Origin of the sequence: Brevibacillus sp. AG (genome assembly GCF_028369215.1) — a bacterium.
Classification (GTDB): Bacteria; Bacillota; Bacilli; order Brevibacillales; family Brevibacillaceae; genus Brevibacillus; species Brevibacillus porteri.
Genome location: NZ_JAQMYO010000020.1, coordinates 45,351 through 63,518, shown reverse-complemented (window position 1 = coordinate 63,518; position 18,168 = coordinate 45,351). Strand labels below are relative to the sequence as shown.

The window sequence follows — 18,168 nt, the reverse complement described above, 5'->3', positions numbered from 1 at the left end:
AATGATAGACTCATTAACGCTTTCGCTGTTCAGTTTTCAAGGAGCAATTTCCTGTCCTCAATGTTCATCGTTATTTGTGATGGCGTCTTAAGGACAAGAACTAATCTATCACGTTACCTATCTTTGAGTCAATATGTTTTTTAAAAAAGTTTTTAAGTATAATTCTCTTCCCCGAGTTTTCTGCGTCTGACATACTTAGATAACTCATTGGGAGAGGCGATTCTTGCATACATGCGAAACATGATGGAGTATCTCTCCTCCATAGCCCGCTTCACTAGATGATCAATTCGTTTATCACTAAAATCAAGGAGCATCTCTTCCAGCTCACGTTTTAACAAGTATTCTAGTTCCTGTACTTCTTTTGTATTAAACAAAAACCCTAGCAACGATATCGCCCTCCGCCTTACGAGTCTCTCCTCTATCCTTTCCATCAAAATTCAGCCCTATTCAAAATAAAAAGCCCTCCGTTTAGGAAGGCTTCAATTTGTTGGCAAATCTGAATTATTTCAGTAAGTTCAATTGCTGTAGTTGTTGGCCCACGGTTTCCTTGAGAATGGTTGGCGTAATCGTACTCTCTACAATAGCAGCAACGAACAACAGAACGATCACAGTAAGAACCGCTACTGGAAATTGCTTGAGCGTATCATACCAGTCATTTTTCAATTGTGCCATCTTGTGTGGTTGGATTAGAACTCCCACTGAGCGTAAACTTAGCACTCCTAAACGAATACCAACTCCCGCTGCAAACAGGATAGCTGGGAGCTCAAAAATTCCATGTGGCAAAATACCTGCACTAAAAATAACCCATGGACTTACTCCCACTGCACTGTATTTGAAAAGGATAAATCCAAGCAGTACTCCATTCGTGAGCAATCCAATTATGGGAAAGAATGCAAACAATATTCCCAACGCCATCATCATCAAAGCACTGAAAACATTATTGGAAAAAATCATCCAGAACACCGCTAAAGGTCCGCCGCCGTTATCTTTTATCCGTTCAGCAATTTCCTTTAATTGGCCCATCATTTTATCGACCATATCTTCGACAACCGGTGCTTGAAAATAACCAATCAAGGCACCACAAAAAAATAATAAGCATGCGGCGAAGAAATATTTTCGGTTATCAAGCCATAAATGCCGCAATCGATTGCCCATGCACCACACCCCTTTACTGCCTCTTCATTCACTATATGCATTGTACCTCAACAATAGCCAACAGGCCAAAGAATATCCTTGTCTTCCCTGCATAAACTGTTATCGGACAAAGGAGGTGCTTATCCATGAAATTCATTTACGTGATCAGCGCGAAACGATTAAAGCAAATCTTAATTATCGTCACGGCCATCGTACTCACAGCTGGAATTGGTTATGCGGAACGCGATTCAATTGCTGCCTTTGCGGAAGGTGCCAGCACACAAGCCCCCCAAGCTATTTATAAGGTCGACACCAAAGAAAAGAAAATCGCCCTGACCTTTGACATTAGCTGGGGAGAGACACGAGCATTACCTATACTGGATCTGTTGAAAGAAAAAAAGGTAAACAAAGCGACTTTTTTCCTCTCCTCGCCTTGGAGTCAACGACATCCGGACATCTTGAAACGCATCAAGGAAGATGGCTTAGAGATTGGTTCGCACGGTCACAAGCACGATAATTACACCAAATACTCCGATGAAGAAATTCGCTCCCAAATGGCCAAAGCCGACTCCATCCTAACCGAAATGACTGGAAAGAAACCGACGCTCATTCGGATGCCAAATGGTGATTTTGACAAACGAGTGCTGGAAATCGCGAATCGCATGGGTTATTCCGTCATTCAATGGGATACGGACTCAAAAGATTGGACCAATCCGGGAACTGATGTGATCATCAATAATGTATTATCGAAAGCTCATCCAGGAGACATCATCCTGATGCACGCGAGCGATTCTGCGAAAGATACACATCTTGCCCTCCCTGTGATCATTGATAAACTTCGCAAGGATGGTTATGAATTCGTTACGGTATCAGAACTCATTTCGGGTACAAGTGTAGACAGCAAAGAAATTCACTAAAACAAAAAAAGCTGACCTTCATTAGGTCAGCTTTCTCTTTTTACCAGACGGTGCAATTGCATGACTTGCCAGACGTTACAAAACAATAGTGGAACGAGCATGGACAGAGTGGCACGCACATTATCTTCCTTCAATGCTGGAATCCATTCCAGTGCCGTCACGACAAACATAAAGAACATCGTCGGTACCCATGCAGATTTATTGGTCAGACTCACTTTTCCATATGCGGTAACAATAGCGACAATCAATAATAGCGTTGGCTCAATAAAGTACGTACCAAATCCTTTTCCTTCACCGAAGGACGTATAGCGAAGATAAATCATATCGAAAAAGACAAACAAAATAAGAAATACTTGGACGCTTTTCCACAGGGAAGCCGTTTTAAATATCGTTTTAGCGAAATAATTAATCGTCATATACGCAAAAAAACCCATCTGAGCCACAATACTAATGGTCATTCCATAGAGTAGATACATGAACAAGCCGACAAAAAAGTTACCGATGCTTCCTACGAGCAGCTTGTCCAAATCAAAGATAAGGGCAACCAGGATGCCACCTAATCCCCCGAGCAAGAGCGTGGTAATAAAAAGCCAGCCATACTTACGCAAACTCACCAAGTATTCCCTCCCATCCACATCGAATATGATTGTACCAATGGATACAAGAAAATACTAGCGTAAGAACAAAACAAAATGCACACGTTACTTGTAGGCAGAGTAAAGAAGGAGGTGTCCACCCCATGAGAAAAAAGACGATGTCTTTTTGGTTAACCGCTCTTGTCTGTCTGGTGCTAACCAGTTGCGGGGGTGGCGGACAAGCGCAAAGTTCGTCTCAACCTGATTATAAAAGCGTCAAAGACATGGTGCTGGACATATTACAGACGGACGAAGCGAAGCAATCTGTTAGCAAGATGATGAAGGATGATAAGTTTAAGCAAAACCTGATGCTCGACGAGTCAACAGTGCGGACAACCTTGATTCAAAGCATGACGAATCCCAATAGTACGCACATCAAAGAAGCATTTAAAGACCCGAAGTTCGCAAGCGCCATGGCGAAGTCCATGAAAAACGAGCAAAAAACGCTCATGAAGGACCTGATGAAGGACCCTGAATACCAAAAAGAGCTCATAAGCGTAATGAAAGACCCTGAGTTTGAGAAAAATTTGATGGACCTGATGAAAAGCTCTGCTTATCGACAACAAACCATGCAAGTGATGAAGGATTCCTTGCAAAGTCCTTTGTTCCAGGCTGAACTCATGAAGATCATGACCAAAGTATCCGAGGACATGACAAAGCCTAAGGAACTAAAGTCAAAGAAAAAAGGAAAGGGAAAAGAAGGTGGCGGAGGCGGCAGCAAATCCGGTGGCGGAAACCCTTCTTCCTAAAACACAAAGGTGAGCTCTATTGCAGAGCCCACCTTTTTCATCTTCTTGGATATTATTGTTTGACAGCTTCCCCGCATTTTTCTATGACACGTTTGGCCATATCGATGTAAAGCTGACCAATTTCCGTCTTTTCTCCATAGATGGATGGGGAATAATCAGGTTCAGATGGATGATTATCCGGTTGGCCCAGCGGAATTTGAGCGAGCAGCTCACATGTCAATGTCTCGGCAAGCTTAGCTCCTCCACCACGCCCGAATACGTATTCTTTCGAACCATCTTTTGCTTCGTACCACGCCATGTTTTCCACAATACCGAGGATTTCATGACCAGTCCGCTTTGCCATAGCACCTGCGCGAGCCGCAACAAACGCTGCAGTAGCATGAGGAGTGGTTACCACAATCTCCATGCTTTGCGGAATCATGGTGTGTACGTCGAGGGCCATATCTCCCGTTCCTGGAGGCAAGTCCAGCAAGAGGTAGTCCAATTCTTCACCCCAGTGTACTTCCGTGAAAAAGTTACGCAGCATTTTCCCCAACATAGGGCCACGCCAAATGATCGGAGAGTTGTCCTCCACAAAAAAGCCCATGGACATAACCTTTACGTTTTGCTTTTCAACAGGCAGAATGGTTTCACCAATCACGGTTGGACGTTGTTCAATATTCATCATATCGGGCACACTAAAGCCGTAAATGTCTGCGTCGATTATGCCCACTTTTTTTCCTAAACGCGCGAGTGCAACAGCCAGGTTCACTGTCACCGTCGATTTTCCGACGCCACCTTTTCCGGAAGTGACCGCGATAAAGGTCGTATTCGAATCCTTTGCCAAGATCGGGTTCAAAAGAGGAGCTTGTCCCGGTGTCATGTTATGTGTTTGCCCACCTTGGTTATTGCGAAGCTGGGCAGACAGAGCCGCACGTTCCTCGTCTGTCATCGAACCGAATTGCAGACGTACTTCTTCGGCTCCTAGCGCTTTCACAGCTGCGATAACATCGTCCTCGATCTTGGCTTTGAGTGGACAGCCCGAAATCGTCAGAACGACCGTGAGGCTTACTGTCTTGCCTTCAATATGGATATCCCGAATCATGTTGAGCTCGACCAAGCTACGATTAATTTCAGGGTCTTTTACATCACGTAGTGCTTCGAGAACCTGTTCTCTGGTCAACATTCTGGTTCACCTCATCTATGATCTTTTCAAACATTTTCATGCTGGTATAACGACAGCGTATGCGCGTTCATTATAGCATATTCGGGCGGTTGGGACACGACCACCGCCCTCTCAAGGTGTAATTGGCGCTTTTTCTCCCGAATACTGACGCAATATCCCCTGATAAATAGCATTCGCCATTGCCTTTTGGTATTCAACGCTCTGAAGTCGCTTTGCCTCCTCCGTATTGCTGACAAAGCCTACTTCTACCAAAACGGACGGGCAGTTAACCTCCCGAATCAAGAATACATTGTTCGTCTTACTCGGAACCCGATCTGTATGACCGATCACCCGTTTGATTTCATCTTGTATCAGGTAAGAAACTTCTGCGCTCTTTTTGAAGGTGGGGGAATAGAAAGTCTGCGCTCCCGACCATTTCGGAGAAGGGATAGAATTCACATGAATGCTGACCAAAAAATCTGGTGTACTGTCATTGACCAGCTTCACCCGGTTTCGGATATCCTCAGATTTTCGTTTACGTGCCTGCGCTGCATCTGGACTAGCCAAATCCTTGTCTTCTTCCCTTGTCATAACCACAAATGCACCCGACTGCTGGAGGAAATCCCGCAAGTACATGCTAATGGCCAAGGTCACTTCCTTTTCAACCACATTACCGGCTTTGGAAACAGCACCGCCGTCTAGTCCCCCATGCCCTGGGTCAATGGCTATAACCGTTCCCGTCAGTGGCAGCGACCATGCCTGCCAGGAAGAGCGATCCGGCGCTTCGTAGGTGAACAACAGCATGAGTACCGCAAAAGCCAATATCCAGCCTACTCCTTTTCGTGTCACAGTGTATCGTCCCCTTTGTCCCATTCTCGTTCCATCTTATGGACAAACATGGACAAATATACCCGTTTGTGAAAAGGAAAAACCCCCTGCCTGCGAACAGACAAGGGGTTTGTATCGAACAGCAATTAGCGCTTGGAGAATTGAGGTGCGCGACGAGCTGCTTTCAAGCCGTATTTCTTACGTTCTTTCATACGAGGATCGCGAGTCAGGAAGCCAGCGCGTTTCAGAGCGCCGCGCAGTTCCGGATCTGCTTTCAGCAGAGCGCGAGCAACGCCGTGACGGATTGCACCAGCTTGACCAGTGGTTCCGCCGCCGTTTACGTTAACCAATACATCGTAACGACCAAGAGTTTCAGTCAAAACGAGTGGTTGTTTTACGATCAATTTCAGTGTTTCCAAACCAAAGTAAGTATCCATTTCACGCTTGTTGATCACGATGCGACCTTCACCTGGAACCAGGCGAACGCGTGCTACGGAGTGCTTACGACGACCTGTACCGTAGTATTGTACTTGTGCCACGTATATTTCCTCCCTTTACCTTAACCGCGAATTTGCCAAACTTCTGGTTTTTGTGCTGCGTGTGGATGCTCAGTTCCAGCGTATACTTTCAGCTTGGTGAACATTTGACGTCCCAGGCTGTTTTTAGGCAGCATGCCTTTTACCGCCAGTTCGAACATACGATCTGGTCTCTTGTTCAGCATTGCGCCAGCAGTGGTCTTTTTCAAACCACCTGGATACAGGGAGTGAGTGTAGTAAATTTTGTCATTCAGTTTGTTACCAGTCAATTTCACTTTGTCAGCGTTGAGTACGATTACGAAATCGCCAGCGTCAACGTGAGGAGTGAATTCTGGTTTCAATTTTCCGCGCAGGATAGAAGCTACTTCGCTCGCCAGACGACCCAGCGTTTGGCCTTCAGCGTCTACGATGTACCATTTGCGCTCAACTTCGAGCGGTTTCGCCATATATGTGGTACGCATTTTTGTCCCTCCTAAATATCTTACCTAACACACTTATAACCAAAACAACCGAAACTTGCAATGGAAGATAATTGCTGTTACGGGTGAGCAACTCTTCCAGGTGTTCCATGTAATCACGATCTTGTCTTTCAATCCCGGGGCTAGAGTGGGGCTAGGCGGGGTTAAAATACCAAGGAATATCGTACTACATAGACGCCCCATAGTCAAGTGCTGCTCGTTCGTCTAATAGTTGGAAATCTGAGAACTAGTAGACAACTTCCCACATGGTCAGACCCTTGGCTGGTGCTGTCTTACCTGCCTTTTCCCGATCACATGCGGCGAGGATTTCCCTCAGTTCAGCAGGGTTTCTTTTTCCTTGCCCTACTTCAACCAAAGTCCCCACAATAATTCGAACCATGTTGTACAAAAAACCGTTGCCTCGGCATGTCACCCATACCTCGTCTCCGCTTTTTTCTACGGTGACCCCGTACACAGTCCGAACCTTGTCCTCCACGTATGTCTTTGCTGAGCAAAAGGAAGTAAAATCATGTTCACCCACCAAGTGATGAGCAGCCTGCTGCATCGCGTCCACATCTAACGGAAACCGGACATGATCGGCGTAACGATGTCGAAATACATCTGCCACTGGAGTGTTGTCGATACAATATCGATATTCTTTTACTTGCACGTCAAAACGCGCATGAAAAGAGGCATCGACCTCTTCGACTGTCCGAATGACAATAGAATCAGGCAACTGATTGTTCAACACAAACCGCCATTTATCCATCGGAATGTTACTCGACGTGTCAAAGTGAATCACTTGACCACGCGCATGAACACCCGCATCTGTCCGGCCCGAACCGAAGACTTGGATATCCTCTCCGGTAACCCGATTCAAAGCGGCTTCAATTTCACCCTGGACCGTTACTTGATCTGGCTGTACCTGAAAACCGCTAAAGTCAGTTCCGTCATATGCCAATACACATCGCAGTCGCTTCATGTACGCCACCATCCAATCACGATTACCAAGATCACACTCGCAACAGCTACGATTCCATCACGCCAAGTGAACGTCAGCTTATTCAGCCGCGTTCTCCCCACTCCCCCGCGATAGCCACGTGCTTCCATCGCCAAAGCCAGCTCTTCCGCACGCCGAAACGCACTAACGAACAATGGGATCGCGATCGGAATCAGGTTCTTGGCTCTGCGCACGAGACTTCCACTGGTGAAATTGGCTCCTCTGGCGGTCTGCGCCTTGATGATTTTATCCGTTTCTTCCATCAGGGTCGGAATGAACCGGAGTGCAATTGACATCATCAGGGCTATATCATGAACCGGTATGCCGATCTTCCCTAGTGGTCCTAGTAAACGCTCCAAACCCTCCGTCAAATCGATTGGAGAAGTGGTCAGTGTTAGCAAGGAACTAATGAGAATCAAAAGTCCCAAGCGCAAAGAAATGAAGATCGCCTGGCGAACCCCTTCCTCCTCTACTGTAAACCATCCCCACTGAAAGTAGACCGTTCCGCCTTTTGTGATAAAAATATGCAAGACAACGGTAAACAAAATCAGGATCCAGACTGGCTTTAAGCTTTTTAATATATAGGACAACGAAAGCCTAGAAAGAAGTGCAGCATACAGGGTAAAACCAATCAGTATGGCGTACGTTACCGTATTGTTAGCCAGAAAAATCAAGGTAGCAAAAAGGATAATGAAGAGAAGCTTGCTCCGCGGATCTGCACGATGTAAAAAAGATTGCCCTGGTACGTATTGACCAATTGCGATATTCTGCAGCATGCCTAGCCCTCCTTTGGTACGGACAGTCGTTCCAGCAGATGGGCAATCAGCTCTTCCTCCCGATAAAGGGAGCTCGGCAGACTAGCCTTGTCCGGCAGCAATTGATTCATTTGCGATACGAGAGCCACCGTTTCCGGTACATCCAAAGACAGCTCTCGGAGACGATCTACATGCATGAATACTTCCTCCGGCTTCCCCTGCAAAGCTACTTGGCCTTGTGCCATCACAAGCAAATAGTCTGCATAGCGGGCTGCCTCTTCCATGCTGTGCGTGACCAATAGTGTCGTGAGGTTTTGTTCCCGATGAATCCGGTAGATTCCTTCCAGAATCGTTACTCGTCCCGCAGGATCAAGACCCGCAGTTGGTTCATCCAATACCAGAACCTTCGGCTGCATGGCAAGAACACCAGCCAAAGCAACACGTCGCATTTGCCCGCCACTCAAATGAAACGGCGAGCGATCCTTGATCGTGGCATAATCCAGGCCGACAATTTCAAGGGACTCCTTTACGCGCGCTTCCACCATTTCCGTTGGCAAGTCAAAATTGAGCGGTCCAAAAGCAACATCCTTCGCAACCGTTTCTTCAAACAACTGATGTTCAGGATATTGAAAGACAAGCCCAATATCGCGCCTTTGAGCATGGGGTAATCGCCGCTTTGGAGTAATGACCGCATCACCCAGGGTGATTTGCCCTGTACTAGGCATCAGTAACCCGTTCAAGTGCTGAATCAGCGTTGACTTACCCGAGCCTGTGTGGCCAATAATTCCGACAAACGAACCGGATGGAATCGTCAGCGAAATATTGTGTAAGGCAACTCGTTCGAACGGTGTTCCTTTTGCGTAGATATGGCTTACTTGGTCAAAAGTAATTTGCATACGTGCTCCACCAGCTCCTCTTGATGCAGGACAAACGGTAAATCAATCCCTTTGGAATGAAGTGCGTGTCGCAGTCGAACAGCAAATGGCACATCCAGTCCCACCTGTTTCAAACGATCTACCTCATTAAACACTTCACTCGGCGTACCTTCCATCAGGACTTCACCAGCATTCATGACGATGACCTTATCCGAATAAATGGCTTCTTCCGGAAAATGGGTAATGTTAATGATCGTGAGTCCCTCGTCACGGTTCAGTTGACGAGCCAGATTCAGCACTTCCATTCTCCCTTGTGGATCAAGCATCGCTGTCGCTTCATCCAAGATGATGACAGAAGGACGCATCGCCATAATTCCGGCGATCGCCACGCGTTGCTTTTGACCCCCAGACAGACGATGTGGTTGTGCCTGTAAATAAGACTCCATCCCTACAGAAACGAGCGCCTCATCAATACGATCGCGCATCTCTTTGGGGTCCACACCCATGTTTTCTAGGCCAAAGGCGACATCATCTTCCACAGTAGCCCCAACAATCTGATTGTCCGGGTTCTGAAAGACCATGCCAACATGTCGTCGGATCTCCCAAAGCAGCTCCCCATCTTTCGTATCCATTCCACTGATAAGTACTGTGCCACCTTCTGGAAGCAACAGAGCATTCATCAGCTTTGCCATCGTTGATTTGCCGGAACCGTTGTGACCCAATACGGATACAAAGGAACCTTTTTGAATGGTAAGGTCAACACCTTGTAATACCGGAACCCGTTGGCCATCCTCACCATCGTAGGTATAAGAAACATCTCGCAATGCCAGCAGGTTATCTTCATTCATGAGGCATTCACAACCTCCCCAGCCTTCACAGGGAACTGACTAGCAGGATTTCGATGAGAAAGGAAAAAAGGGTTGAATCAGAGTCCAGCCTATGACCAGATCTGCCCCCACCCTTTTCGCGGTAATCTACCAGGCCGAAACCTGAGTAAACGACCAGTTTACATGTATTAAACGAATTCGATGTACGCCATTGGAGCAGCGTCGCCACGGCGAGGGCCGGTTTTCAGGATACGAGTGTATCCACCGTTGCGCTCTTTGAAGCGAGGAGCGATTTCATCGAACAGTTTTTGAACAGCATCGCGGCCTTCAGCATTCGCAACTTCTTTGCGAACGAAAGCAGCAACTTGACGGCGAGCATGCAGATCGCCACGTTTCGCGAGCGTGATCATTTTTTCAGCGATTGGGCGCAGTTCTTTCGCCTTCATCTCTGTAGTTTCGATGCGCTCGTTGATGATCAGGTCTGTTACCAAGTCGCGGAACAGCGCTTTACGAGCTGAGCTACGACGACCCAATTTACGTTGTGCCATGTGGTTTACCTCCCTCTTAATCGAGAGAACAAAAGTTTGCTTCTTGGTTTGCTATTCTAATCGTCGCTGCGCAGGGACAGGCCCAGTTCAGCTAACTTTTCTTGAACTTCTTCAAGAGATTTGCGCCCCAGATTGCGTACTTTCATCATGTCCTCTTCTGTCTTCTGCGTCAGCTCTTGCACGGTATTAATACCGGCACGCTTCAAGCAGTTGTAGGAACGAACGGAAAGATCGAGCTCTTCGATAGTCATCTCCAAGACTTTCTCTTTCTTGTCCTCTTCCTTCTCTACCATGATTTCTGCATCCTTCGCCTCGTCAGTCAGACCGACGAACAGGTTCAGGTGCTCCGTCATGATTTTTGCGCCGAGACTCACGGCTTCTTCCGGACTGATGCTACCGTTAGTCCAAACCTCAAGTGTTAACTTGTCATAGTTGGTCATTTGCCCTACACGGGTATTTTCCACTTGATAGTTAACGCGCTTGATTGGCGTGTAGATCGAATCAATCGGAATCACACCAATAGGCAGATCCTCAGATTTGTTTCCGTCAGATTGAACATAACCACGACCACGTCCAGCTGTCATGCGGATATGCAGACGACCGCCATTGGCCAACGTTGCAATATGAAGATCAGGGTTTAAGACCTCCACATCACTGTCAGCACGGATATCTCCCGCTTTGACAACGCCTTCGCCTTCTGCATCGATCTCGATTACTTTTTCTTCATCGGAATGGATCTTCAGCGCCAAGCCTTTGATGTTCAGGATGATCTCGGTTACATCTTCAACGACGCCTTCAATCGTGGAGAATTCGTGAAGAACCCCATCGATTTGAACAGTACGAACTGCCGCGCCTGGCAAGGACGAAAGAAGAATTCGTCTCAGCGAGTTGCCAAGGGTAGTTCCGTATCCGCGCTCTAGAGGTTCTACAACAAACTTTCCATACGAGTTGTCGTCGCTAACTTCCACAACCTCGATTTTTGGTTTTTCTATTTCTATCATTAAACAAACCCTCCTTCAAAACGTCGAAATCCTGGGGTGGGCCGCATACGTGCCCACTCAGGAATTTCCCCGGCGGTTTACCGTTTGCGTGCATGACAAGCTATAAATCAGAATTTACCATTCTAGTATGGACATGTTCTGAACGATATAAACCAGTTACACGCGGCGACGTTTTGGTGGACGGCAACCGTTATGCGGAATTGGCGTCACGTCTTTAATCATGTTCACTTCAAGACCAGTAGCTTGCAGGGAACGGATCGCAGCTTCACGACCAGCACCTGGGCCTTTTACTGATACTTCAAGGGAACGCATGCCGTGTTCCATTGCAACGCGTGCAGCCGCTTCAGCAGCCATTTGCGCAGCAAATGGAGTGCTTTTACGGGAGCCTTTGAAGCCGAGGGAACCAGCACTGGACCAAGAGATCGCGTTACCGTGTGGATCCGTGATAGTGACGATCGTATTGTTGAAAGTAGAACGGATGTGTGCTACGCCGACTTCAACATTCTTACGGTCACGACGACGGGTACGAGTTGCTGTAGCTTGTTTTCTTTTCGCCATGTCAGATTACCCTCCTTTACTTCTTCTTGTTTGCTACTGTACGGCGTGGACCTTTACGCGTACGAGCATTTGTTTTAGAACGTTGACCGCGAACTGGAAGTCCACGACGATGACGGATGCCACGGAAGCAACCGATTTCCATCAGACGCTTGATGTTGAGGGAGATCTCACGACGGAGGTCACCTTCCACCTTCACAGTTTTGTCGATGTACTCACGAAGTTTGTTTACTTCGTCTTCTGTCAGATCGCGAACACGAGTGTTAGCGTCTACGCCAGTAGAGGACAGAATTTTTTGAGACGTGGGGCGGCCAATACCAAAAATGTAGGTAAGAGCAACTTCAACGCGTTTTTCGCGCGGCAAGTCTACGCCTGCAATACGTGCCATGTGTCAAAAGCACCTCCTTGTTTACCCTTGTTTTTGCTTATGCTTCGGATTTTCACAAATAACCATTACGTTACCTTTGCGACGGATAACCTTGCATTTCTCGCAGATCGGTTTAACCGAAGGTCTCACTTTCATGGTTCTTGCCTCCCTTTTCTAGGGGTTTTGCTTACTATTTATAGCGGTACGTAATACGTCCGCGGGTTAAGTCGTACGGCGACAGTTCAACAGTTACTTTATCCCCCGGCAGGATACGGATAAAGTGCATGCGGATTTTTCCTGAGACGTGAGCGAGGACTTTATGTCCATTCTCTAATTCTACTCGAAACATAGCATTTGGCAAAGGTTCGATTACCGTACCTTCCACCTCAATTACATCATCTTTTGCCATGGTAAACTCTCCTTTCTTCTGCTCTTCAGTCGGACCATGAGTTTTGCGAAATGATCACACAACGAACTTATCGTCGACACGTTGGACGACAATCCCGAAGCATTCGGAACTACCGTTTTTATGTCCGTGTAAAAATCTCATAGCCATCTTCCGTAATCGCGATGGTGTGTTCAAAATGAGCACAAGTTTTCCGATCCACTGTTACTACCGTCCAATTGTCCTCCAATGTGCGGACATAACGTTCGCCGGCATTTACCATTGGCTCAATTGCCAACACCATGCCTGGTTTTAACCGCGGTCCTCGATCAGGAGGGCCGAAGTTAGGAACCTGTGGATCTTCGTGCAAGTTTTGCCCGATCCCATGCCCCACATACTCGCGAACGAGTGTGAAGTCGGCAGCTTCTGCATGAACCTGAATCGCATGAGAGATATCGGATAAGCGTCCACCCGGAACAGCTTTTTCAAGCCCCTTGTACAACGACTCTTCCGTTACTCTGAGCAGCTTCTGGTTTTCTGTTGAAATCTTACCGACCGGATACGTCCAAGCGGAGTCGCCATGGTAACCCTGAAACTGGGCACCAATGTCGATACTGATAATGTCTCCTTCTTGCAACGCCCGTTTACCTGGGATCCCGTGTACGAGTTCTTCATTGACTGAAGCACAGATACTTCCTGGAAAGCCACCATAGCCTTTAAACGATGGAATTGCTCCCATGCTTCGAATAAAGGTCTCGGCAATTTCGTCTAGCTGCTTCGTCGTGACACCAGGCTTGATCGCCTTGGCCAGTTCTTGATGGGTGAGTGCGACGATACGACCAGCTTCGCGCATAACCTCAAGTTCTGCTTTCGACTTTAGGATAATCATTCGCAATTACCCTCGCAACAAAGACTTAATTTCCGCAAACACTACCTGGATATCTTGTTCTCCATCGATATCTCGCAGAAGTTCCTGTGCGGAGTAGTAGTCGATAAGTGGCTGTGTTTGAGCGATATTTACGTCAAGGCGTTGTGTTACCACTTCGATCTTGTCGTCTTCACGCTGATACAGCTTACCACCATCTTTATCACATACGCCAGCCTCTTTTGGAGGATTGAACATCGTGTGATAGCTAGCACCGCAAACAGGGCAGATCCAGCGACCGGTCAGACGTTCAATCAATTGCTCGCGTTGAACGTTGATGTTAATTACATGGTCAATTTCGCGTCCCAGCTCTTTTACTGTAGCTGTCAACGCTTCCGCCTGAGGAACTGTGCGTGGAAAACCATCTAAGAGGAATCCCTTTGCGCAGTCTTCCATCGAAAGGCGCTCCCGCACAATACCAATGACGACCTCGTCTGGGACGAGATGACCTTTATCCATGTAGGATTTAGCCTCTAGTCCGAGCGGCGTTTCGTTTTTGACCGCAGCTCGGAACATGTCGCCAGTCGAAATGTGCGGGATGTCAAACTCTTCTACGATACGTTCTGCCTGTGTCCCTTTACCGGCTCCAGGCAGTCCCATCAGAATTATATTCACGTCCATTCCCTCCGTCCCATCAAAAAAGCTACAAAAGCTTTTCTGTAAACATCTAAGTCATTACTTGATAAACCCTTGGTAGTGGCGTTTGATCATTTGACTTTCAATCTGCTTCATTGTATCCAAGCATACCCCGACCACGATCAAGAGCGATGTACCGCCGATGAAAATGGATTGCGGCAAGTTTGCAATACTACCGAAGAAGAATGGCAAAATGGCAATTGTCATAAGGAACAAAGCGCCCGCCAATGTTAACCGGTTTAATGTACGAGTAATGAATACCTCAGTGTTTTTACCAGGTCGGATACCAGGAATGTAACCACCATTTTTTCTCATGTTTTCTGCCATTTGTACAGGGTTGATCTGTACGAATGTGTAGAAGTAGGTGAATCCGAGAATCAAGATAGCGTAGAGCGTCATTCCTAATGGTTTGTTGACTTGGAAGTTCTGATAAATCCAGTTAGCAAATCCTTGTCCAGATGCATCCACCCAGAACTGAGCAATCGTTGACGGGAACATTACCAGCGATACCGCAAAGATAACAGGAATAACACCAGCAGAGTTGATTTTCAGCGGAATGTGGGTAGATTGACCACCGTACATTTTGCGTCCAACCACTCGTTTCGCATATTGCACTGGAATCTTACGAAGACCTTGCTGCATAAAGATAACCCCGACAATAATGGCGAGGACCACCAATAGGATAAGCAGAACCTTGACGATGCTGAAAAAGATGTTTACAGATGGATCACCAAACATCGTGGTGTAAATCGTCGCAGCTGCATTAGGCAATCCAGCAACGATCCCGGCAACGATCAGGATCGAAATCCCGTTACCGATACCATTCTCCGTAATCTGTTCCCCCATCCACATCATGAATGCGGTCCCAGCTGTCAAAGTCAACGCAATGAGTGCATAGCTGCTAACCGACGTGTCGTTTAGCAATCCAGGCGCCATATTGTTGAATCCAATCGTCATCCCTACAGACTGAATCAAACCAAGGATGATGGTAGCGTAACGGGTAACGGTGGCAATCTTGCGACGGCCAACTTCCCCTTCACGTGCCCATTGCGTAAGCTTAGGCACAACATCCATGGACATCAGCTGCATGATAATCGATGCCGTAATGTACGGCATGATACCCATGGCAAAAATCGAGAAGTTTTGCAGTGCTCCACCTGAGAAGGTGTTCAACAAGCCCAGTAGTTGGTTTGTATTCTGCTGAAACAACTCGACATTTACGTTAGGAACTGGCACAAAGCTTCCGATCCGGAAAACAACCAGCATCATGAGCGTAAAAAGGATCTTGCGACGAAGGTCGCTAATTTTAAAAATGTTAGTTAAGGACGCTAACATTAGATCACCTCGGTTGTTCCACCGACTTGAGCGATCTTCTCAGCAGCTGCTCCGGAGAACTTGTGAGCTTTTACAGTCAGCTTCACAGTCAGTTCACCGTTAGCAAGAACCTTAACACCGTCGCGCAGCGCGCTGATAACACCTGTTTCTTTCAACAGCTCAGGTGTTACTACAGTGCCCTCTTCGAAACGGTTCAGCGCGTCCAAGCTAACAATCGCAAATTCTTTGCGGCTGATGTTAGTGAAACCACGCTTAGGCAGACGACGGTACAATGGGTTTTGACCACCCTCGAATCCTGGGCGAACACCTCCGCCGGAACGAGCGTTTTGACCTTTGTGACCTTTACCAGCAGTTTTGCCAGTACCGCTACCAATACCGCGACCGATGCGCTTACGAGTGTGACGGGATCCTTCTGCAGGTTGCAGTTCATGCAATTTCATACGTTGCACCTCCTAACTAATTGAGATGTTCAATTAAGCTTCTACTTCTTTCACTTCAACCAAGTGCTTCACTTTGAAAACCATTCCACGGATTGCAGCGTTATCTTCCTTCACTACAGTGGAGTTGATTTTGCGAAGACCCAGAGCTTTTACAGTGTCTTGTTGGTCAACAGTGCGACCAATCAAGCTGCGTTTGAGGGTGATTTGCAATTTTGCCATTTTCATTCCCTCCTTATTAACCCAACAACTCGTCAACAGTCTTACCGCGCAATTTCGCGACATCTTCCGCTGTTTTCAGACGGCCGAGGCCTTCCAGCGTAGCGTTGACCATGTTGATAGGATTGTTGGAACCAAGAGACTTACTCAAAATATCGCCTACACCAGCCAGTTCGAGTACGGCACGAACAGGTCCACCAGCGATAACACCTGTACCAGGGGCAGCAGGCTTGATGAGAACCTTACCAGCGCCGAATTGGCACAGTACTTGGTGCGGAACAGTTGTTCCTCTCATCGGTACACGGATCAATTTTTTCTTAGCATCGTCAATCGCTTTGCGAATGGCGTCTGGAACTTCTTGAGCTTTACCCATACCAGCACCTACGTGGCCGTTACGGTCTCCCACAACAACCAAGGCGCTGAAGCTCATACGACGTCCACCTTTAACCGTTTTTGCTACACGGTTAACTGCGACTACTTTTTCTTCGAGCTCTAATTTGCTAGGGTCGATACGCATTCCTTACCCTCCTTGTTGTTAGAATTGCAGACCAGCTTCACGAGCTGCTTCTGCCAGTGCTTTAATACGTCCATGATAGATGTAACCACCGCGGTCAAAAATCACTTCAGTCGCACCTTTTTCTTGTGCACGCTTAGCGATCAGTGTGCCAACAGCTGTAGCAGCTTCCACGTTAGCGCCATTATTCAGGCCCAGCTCTTTATCCAAAGAAGATGCGGATACCAGTGTTACGCCAGTTGCATCGTCGATCAATTGAGCGTAGATGTGCTTAGAAGAACGGAATACGTTCAGACGCGGGCGAATGGTAGAACCAATCACGCGTTTGCGGATTCGCAGATGACGTTTTTTCCGAGCTTTGTTTTTATCAGCTTTCGTAAACATTAAGCGGCCTCCTTTCTCATGAAGCTAGAAGCTTATTTACCTTTTTTACCTTCTTTACGACGAACCACTTCATTGCTGTACTTGATACCTTTACCTTTGTATGGCTCAGGTTTGCGCAGGGAACGAATCTCAGCAGCAACTTGGCCTACACGCTCTTTGTTGATACCTTTAACAATCAGAGTCGTTTGGTTAGGTACATCGATTTCGATACCCGCTTCTGGAGTAACTTCCACTGGGTGGGAGAAACCAAGAGAGAGAGTAACACCGTTGCCAGACTTGGCAGCACGGTAACCTACACCGACCAGTTCCAGGGTACGAGTGAAGCCTTCAGATACGCCAGTTACCATGTTGGATACCAGCGCACGAGTCGTACCATGCAGGGAACGGTGAAGTTTGTTATCGCTTGGACGCTCTACTACTACTTCGTTTTCAGCGATGTTGATTTTGATATCTTCATGGAAGCTACGAACGAGTTGACCCTTAGGGCCTTTTACCGTCAGCTCAGTACCGTTCAGAGTGAGGGTAACGCCTGCAGGGACCACGATCGGTTTTCTACCGACACGAGACATGTGGTGCACCTCCTGTGCTATTTACGATCTATTAATTACCAAATGTATGCGAGAACCTCTCCACCAACATGTGCTTGACGAGCTTGCTTGTCAGTCATTACACCAGTGGATGTAGAGATGATCGCGCAACCGAGACCACCCAAAACCTTAGGTACTTCATTGTTCTTTGCATAAACACGAAGTCCTGGCTTGGAGATACGTTTCAGACCTGTGATGACGCGCTCGTTGCTCGCACCATATTTCAGGAATACGCGGATGATTCCTTGTTTGTTGTCTTCAACAAACTCCGCATCGCGGATGAAGCCTTCTTCTTTCAGAATGCGCGCGATTTCCTTCTTGATGGTGGACGCCGGGATTTCCACTTTCTCGTGGCGAACCATGTTGGCGTTACGAATACGTGTCAACATATCTGCGATTGGATCAGTCATAACCATG

At 47.2% G+C, this 18,168-nt stretch carries 28 protein-coding genes; 2 read left to right on the top strand and 26 right to left on the bottom strand.

What is annotated here, in order from left to right:
* Positions 1–152: 152 nt before the first annotated feature.
* Positions 153–386 carry a hypothetical protein gene (locus tag POF51_RS30480; protein WP_026042929.1) on the bottom strand — a complete coding sequence of 78 codons (234 nt, stop codon included), beginning with the start codon at positions 384–386 and terminating at the stop codon, positions 153–155.
* 115 nt (positions 387–501) lie between these two features.
* On the bottom strand, positions 502–1,155 hold the full coding sequence (locus POF51_RS30475; RefSeq protein ID WP_069852835.1) for a stage II sporulation protein M: 654 nt from the start codon (positions 1,153–1,155) through the stop codon (positions 502–504).
* Positions 1,156–1,280: 125 nt separating this feature from the next.
* Here POF51_RS30475 and pdaB point away from each other — a divergent pair, with 125 nt between their 5' ends.
* Positions 1,281–2,051: a polysaccharide deacetylase family sporulation protein PdaB gene (gene pdaB / locus POF51_RS30470; RefSeq protein ID WP_017247066.1), complete on the top strand. Its 771-nt coding sequence runs from the start codon at positions 1,281–1,283 to the stop codon at positions 2,049–2,051.
* 26 nt (positions 2,052–2,077) lie between these two features.
* Here the strand turns inward: pdaB and POF51_RS30465 are convergent, their stop codons facing one another.
* On the bottom strand, positions 2,078–2,665 hold the full coding sequence (locus POF51_RS30465; RefSeq protein ID WP_069852837.1) for a KinB-signaling pathway activation protein: 588 nt from the start codon (positions 2,663–2,665) through the stop codon (positions 2,078–2,080).
* A gap of 125 nt (positions 2,666–2,790) precedes the next feature.
* On the opposite strand from POF51_RS30465, the gene gerD reads away from it, so the two are divergent.
* A complete protein-coding gene (gerD, locus tag POF51_RS30460; RefSeq protein WP_069852839.1) occupies positions 2,791–3,435 on the top strand; it encodes a spore germination lipoprotein GerD in 645 nt (214 codons plus the stop codon).
* 52 nt (positions 3,436–3,487) lie between these two features.
* On the opposite strand, the gene POF51_RS30455 is transcribed toward gerD, so the two are convergent.
* The 23 genes from POF51_RS30455 to rpsH all read right to left on the bottom strand — a co-directional run bounded on the left by POF51_RS30455 (position 3,488) and on the right by rpsH (position 18,167).
* On the bottom strand, positions 3,488–4,600 hold the full coding sequence (locus POF51_RS30455) for a P-loop NTPase (RefSeq protein WP_069852841.1): 1,113 nt from the start codon (positions 4,598–4,600) through the stop codon (positions 3,488–3,490).
* A 111-nt stretch (positions 4,601–4,711) separates the two neighbouring features.
* A complete protein-coding gene (cwlD, locus tag POF51_RS30450) occupies positions 4,712–5,428 on the bottom strand; it encodes an N-acetylmuramoyl-L-alanine amidase CwlD (protein ID WP_026042928.1) in 717 nt (238 codons plus the stop codon).
* 125 nt (positions 5,429–5,553) lie between these two features.
* Positions 5,554–5,946, bottom strand: coding sequence for a 30S ribosomal protein S9 (gene rpsI, locus POF51_RS30445; RefSeq protein ID WP_005828788.1), 393 nt, complete (start codon positions 5,944–5,946; stop codon positions 5,554–5,556).
* 20 nt (positions 5,947–5,966) lie between these two features.
* The gene (rplM, locus tag POF51_RS30440) at positions 5,967–6,404 is read right to left on the bottom strand and encodes a 50S ribosomal protein L13 (RefSeq protein ID WP_007716295.1); all 438 of its coding nucleotides are present in this window, start codon (positions 6,402–6,404) and stop codon (positions 5,967–5,969) included.
* 244 nt (positions 6,405–6,648) lie between these two features.
* Positions 6,649–7,383, bottom strand: coding sequence for a tRNA pseudouridine(38-40) synthase TruA (gene truA, locus POF51_RS30435; RefSeq protein WP_069852845.1), 735 nt, complete (start codon positions 7,381–7,383; stop codon positions 6,649–6,651).
* Positions 7,380–8,177 (bottom strand): energy-coupling factor transporter transmembrane component T family protein, encoded by a 798-nt coding sequence (locus tag POF51_RS30430; RefSeq protein ID WP_069852847.1) that lies wholly within the window; start codon positions 8,175–8,177, stop codon positions 7,380–7,382. The genes truA and POF51_RS30430 overlap by 4 nt, the downstream gene beginning before the upstream one ends.
* Positions 8,178–8,179: 2 nt before the next feature.
* Positions 8,180–9,052: an energy-coupling factor transporter ATPase gene (locus POF51_RS30425; protein ID WP_017247069.1), complete on the bottom strand. Its 873-nt coding sequence runs from the start codon at positions 9,050–9,052 to the stop codon at positions 8,180–8,182.
* On the bottom strand, positions 9,028–9,879 hold the full coding sequence (locus POF51_RS30420; protein ID WP_069852850.1) for an energy-coupling factor transporter ATPase: 852 nt from the start codon (positions 9,877–9,879) through the stop codon (positions 9,028–9,030). The genes POF51_RS30425 and POF51_RS30420 overlap by 25 nt, the downstream gene beginning before the upstream one ends.
* 167 nt (positions 9,880–10,046) lie before the next feature.
* Complete coding sequence (rplQ, locus tag POF51_RS30415; RefSeq protein WP_017247058.1) at positions 10,047–10,406, bottom strand: 50S ribosomal protein L17; 360 nt, start codon at positions 10,404–10,406, stop codon at positions 10,047–10,049.
* Between the two features lie 56 nt (positions 10,407–10,462).
* Complete coding sequence (locus POF51_RS30410) at positions 10,463–11,407, bottom strand: DNA-directed RNA polymerase subunit alpha (RefSeq protein WP_017247057.1); 945 nt, start codon at positions 11,405–11,407, stop codon at positions 10,463–10,465.
* A gap of 156 nt (positions 11,408–11,563) precedes the next feature.
* Positions 11,564–11,965: a 30S ribosomal protein S11 gene (gene rpsK / locus POF51_RS30405; RefSeq protein ID WP_005828803.1), complete on the bottom strand. Its 402-nt coding sequence runs from the start codon at positions 11,963–11,965 to the stop codon at positions 11,564–11,566.
* A 16-nt stretch (positions 11,966–11,981) separates the two neighbouring features.
* A complete protein-coding gene (rpsM, locus tag POF51_RS30400) occupies positions 11,982–12,350 on the bottom strand; it encodes a 30S ribosomal protein S13 (protein ID WP_017247056.1) in 369 nt (122 codons plus the stop codon).
* Positions 12,351–12,371: 21 nt separating this feature from the next.
* Positions 12,372–12,485 (bottom strand): 50S ribosomal protein L36, encoded by a 114-nt coding sequence (gene rpmJ, locus POF51_RS30395; protein ID WP_003333770.1) that lies wholly within the window; start codon positions 12,483–12,485, stop codon positions 12,372–12,374.
* A gap of 34 nt (positions 12,486–12,519) precedes the next feature.
* Complete coding sequence (gene infA, locus POF51_RS30390) at positions 12,520–12,738, bottom strand: translation initiation factor IF-1 (protein ID WP_003333772.1); 219 nt, start codon at positions 12,736–12,738, stop codon at positions 12,520–12,522.
* A gap of 118 nt (positions 12,739–12,856) precedes the next feature.
* On the bottom strand, positions 12,857–13,603 hold the full coding sequence (gene map / locus POF51_RS30385; protein WP_069852851.1) for a type I methionyl aminopeptidase: 747 nt from the start codon (positions 13,601–13,603) through the stop codon (positions 12,857–12,859).
* A gap of 6 nt (positions 13,604–13,609) precedes the next feature.
* A complete protein-coding gene (locus POF51_RS30380; RefSeq protein ID WP_017247055.1) occupies positions 13,610–14,254 on the bottom strand; it encodes an adenylate kinase in 645 nt (214 codons plus the stop codon).
* Between the two features lie 60 nt (positions 14,255–14,314).
* Positions 14,315–15,610, bottom strand: a complete 1,296-nt coding sequence (gene secY, locus POF51_RS30375; RefSeq protein WP_069852853.1) for a preprotein translocase subunit SecY — start codon at positions 15,608–15,610, stop codon at positions 14,315–14,317.
* The gene (rplO, locus tag POF51_RS30370) at positions 15,610–16,050 is read right to left on the bottom strand and encodes a 50S ribosomal protein L15 (RefSeq protein WP_007716272.1); all 441 of its coding nucleotides are present in this window, start codon (positions 16,048–16,050) and stop codon (positions 15,610–15,612) included. The genes secY and rplO overlap by 1 nt, the downstream gene beginning before the upstream one ends.
* A gap of 33 nt (positions 16,051–16,083) precedes the next feature.
* Complete coding sequence (rpmD, locus tag POF51_RS30365) at positions 16,084–16,269, bottom strand: 50S ribosomal protein L30 (protein WP_007716270.1); 186 nt, start codon at positions 16,267–16,269, stop codon at positions 16,084–16,086.
* A gap of 16 nt (positions 16,270–16,285) precedes the next feature.
* On the bottom strand, positions 16,286–16,783 hold the full coding sequence (rpsE, locus tag POF51_RS30360) for a 30S ribosomal protein S5 (RefSeq protein ID WP_007716268.1): 498 nt from the start codon (positions 16,781–16,783) through the stop codon (positions 16,286–16,288).
* Positions 16,784–16,801: 18 nt separating this feature from the next.
* The gene (gene rplR, locus POF51_RS30355) at positions 16,802–17,164 is read right to left on the bottom strand and encodes a 50S ribosomal protein L18 (protein ID WP_017247053.1); all 363 of its coding nucleotides are present in this window, start codon (positions 17,162–17,164) and stop codon (positions 16,802–16,804) included.
* 32 nt (positions 17,165–17,196) lie between these two features.
* Positions 17,197–17,733, bottom strand: a complete 537-nt coding sequence (gene rplF / locus POF51_RS30350) for a 50S ribosomal protein L6 (RefSeq protein ID WP_017247052.1) — start codon at positions 17,731–17,733, stop codon at positions 17,197–17,199.
* Between the two features lie 35 nt (positions 17,734–17,768).
* Complete coding sequence (rpsH, locus tag POF51_RS30345) at positions 17,769–18,167, bottom strand: 30S ribosomal protein S8 (RefSeq protein ID WP_007716262.1); 399 nt, start codon at positions 18,165–18,167, stop codon at positions 17,769–17,771.
* Position 18,168: the final 1 nt, after the last annotated feature.

Excerpts from the sequence above, each read along its gene's own strand:
- rpsH (WP_007716262.1), bottom strand. The coding sequence starts at position 18,167 with ATGGTTATGACTGATCCAATCGCAGATATGTTGACACGTATTCGTAAC.
- truA (WP_069852845.1), bottom strand. The coding sequence starts at position 7,383 with ATGAAGCGACTGCGATGTGTATTGGCATATGACGGAACTGACTTTAGC.
- POF51_RS30420 (WP_069852850.1), bottom strand. The coding sequence starts at position 9,879 with ATGAATGAAGATAACCTGCTGGCATTGCGAGATGTTTCTTATACCTAC.
- rpmD (WP_007716270.1), bottom strand. The coding sequence starts at position 16,269 with ATGGCAAAATTGCAAATCACCCTCAAACGCAGCTTGATTGGTCGCACT.
- rpsK (WP_005828803.1), bottom strand. The coding sequence starts at position 11,965 with ATGGCGAAAAGAAAACAAGCTACAGCAACTCGTACCCGTCGTCGTGAC.
- rplF (WP_017247052.1), bottom strand. The coding sequence starts at position 17,733 with ATGTCTCGTGTCGGTAGAAAACCGATCGTGGTCCCTGCAGGCGTTACC.
- rpsE (WP_007716268.1), bottom strand. The coding sequence starts at position 16,783 with ATGCGTATCGACCCTAGCAAATTAGAGCTCGAAGAAAAAGTAGTCGCA.
- rplQ (WP_017247058.1), bottom strand. The coding sequence starts at position 10,406 with ATGGCACAACGTAAATTGGGTCGTCGTAGCTCAGCTCGTAAAGCGCTG.
- map (WP_069852851.1), bottom strand. The coding sequence starts at position 13,603 with ATGATTATCCTAAAGTCGAAAGCAGAACTTGAGGTTATGCGCGAAGCT.
- POF51_RS30430 (WP_069852847.1), bottom strand. The coding sequence starts at position 8,177 with ATGCTGCAGAATATCGCAATTGGTCAATACGTACCAGGGCAATCTTTT.
- gerD (WP_069852839.1), top strand. The coding sequence starts at position 2,791 with ATGAGAAAAAAGACGATGTCTTTTTGGTTAACCGCTCTTGTCTGTCTG.
- POF51_RS30425 (WP_017247069.1), bottom strand. The coding sequence starts at position 9,052 with ATGCAAATTACTTTTGACCAAGTAAGCCATATCTACGCAAAAGGAACA.
- rplR (WP_017247053.1), bottom strand. The coding sequence starts at position 17,164 with ATGTTTACGAAAGCTGATAAAAACAAAGCTCGGAAAAAACGTCATCTG.
- rplM (WP_007716295.1), bottom strand. The coding sequence starts at position 6,404 with ATGCGTACCACATATATGGCGAAACCGCTCGAAGTTGAGCGCAAATGG.
- POF51_RS30410 (WP_017247057.1), bottom strand. The coding sequence starts at position 11,407 with ATGATAGAAATAGAAAAACCAAAAATCGAGGTTGTGGAAGTTAGCGAC.
- rplO (WP_007716272.1), bottom strand. The coding sequence starts at position 16,050 with ATGAAATTGCATGAACTGCAACCTGCAGAAGGATCCCGTCACACTCGT.
- pdaB (WP_017247066.1), top strand. The coding sequence starts at position 1,281 with ATGAAATTCATTTACGTGATCAGCGCGAAACGATTAAAGCAAATCTTA.
- POF51_RS30475 (WP_069852835.1), bottom strand. The coding sequence starts at position 1,155 with ATGGGCAATCGATTGCGGCATTTATGGCTTGATAACCGAAAATATTTC.
- POF51_RS30455 (WP_069852841.1), bottom strand. The coding sequence starts at position 4,600 with ATGTTGACCAGAGAACAGGTTCTCGAAGCACTACGTGATGTAAAAGAC.
- secY (WP_069852853.1), bottom strand. The coding sequence starts at position 15,610 with ATGTTAGCGTCCTTAACTAACATTTTTAAAATTAGCGACCTTCGTCGC.
- rpsM (WP_017247056.1), bottom strand. The coding sequence starts at position 12,350 with ATGGCACGTATTGCAGGCGTAGACTTGCCGCGCGAAAAACGCGTTGAA.
- rpmJ (WP_003333770.1), bottom strand. The coding sequence starts at position 12,485 with ATGAAAGTGAGACCTTCGGTTAAACCGATCTGCGAGAAATGCAAGGTT.
- infA (WP_003333772.1), bottom strand. The coding sequence starts at position 12,738 with ATGGCAAAAGATGATGTAATTGAGGTGGAAGGTACGGTAATCGAACCT.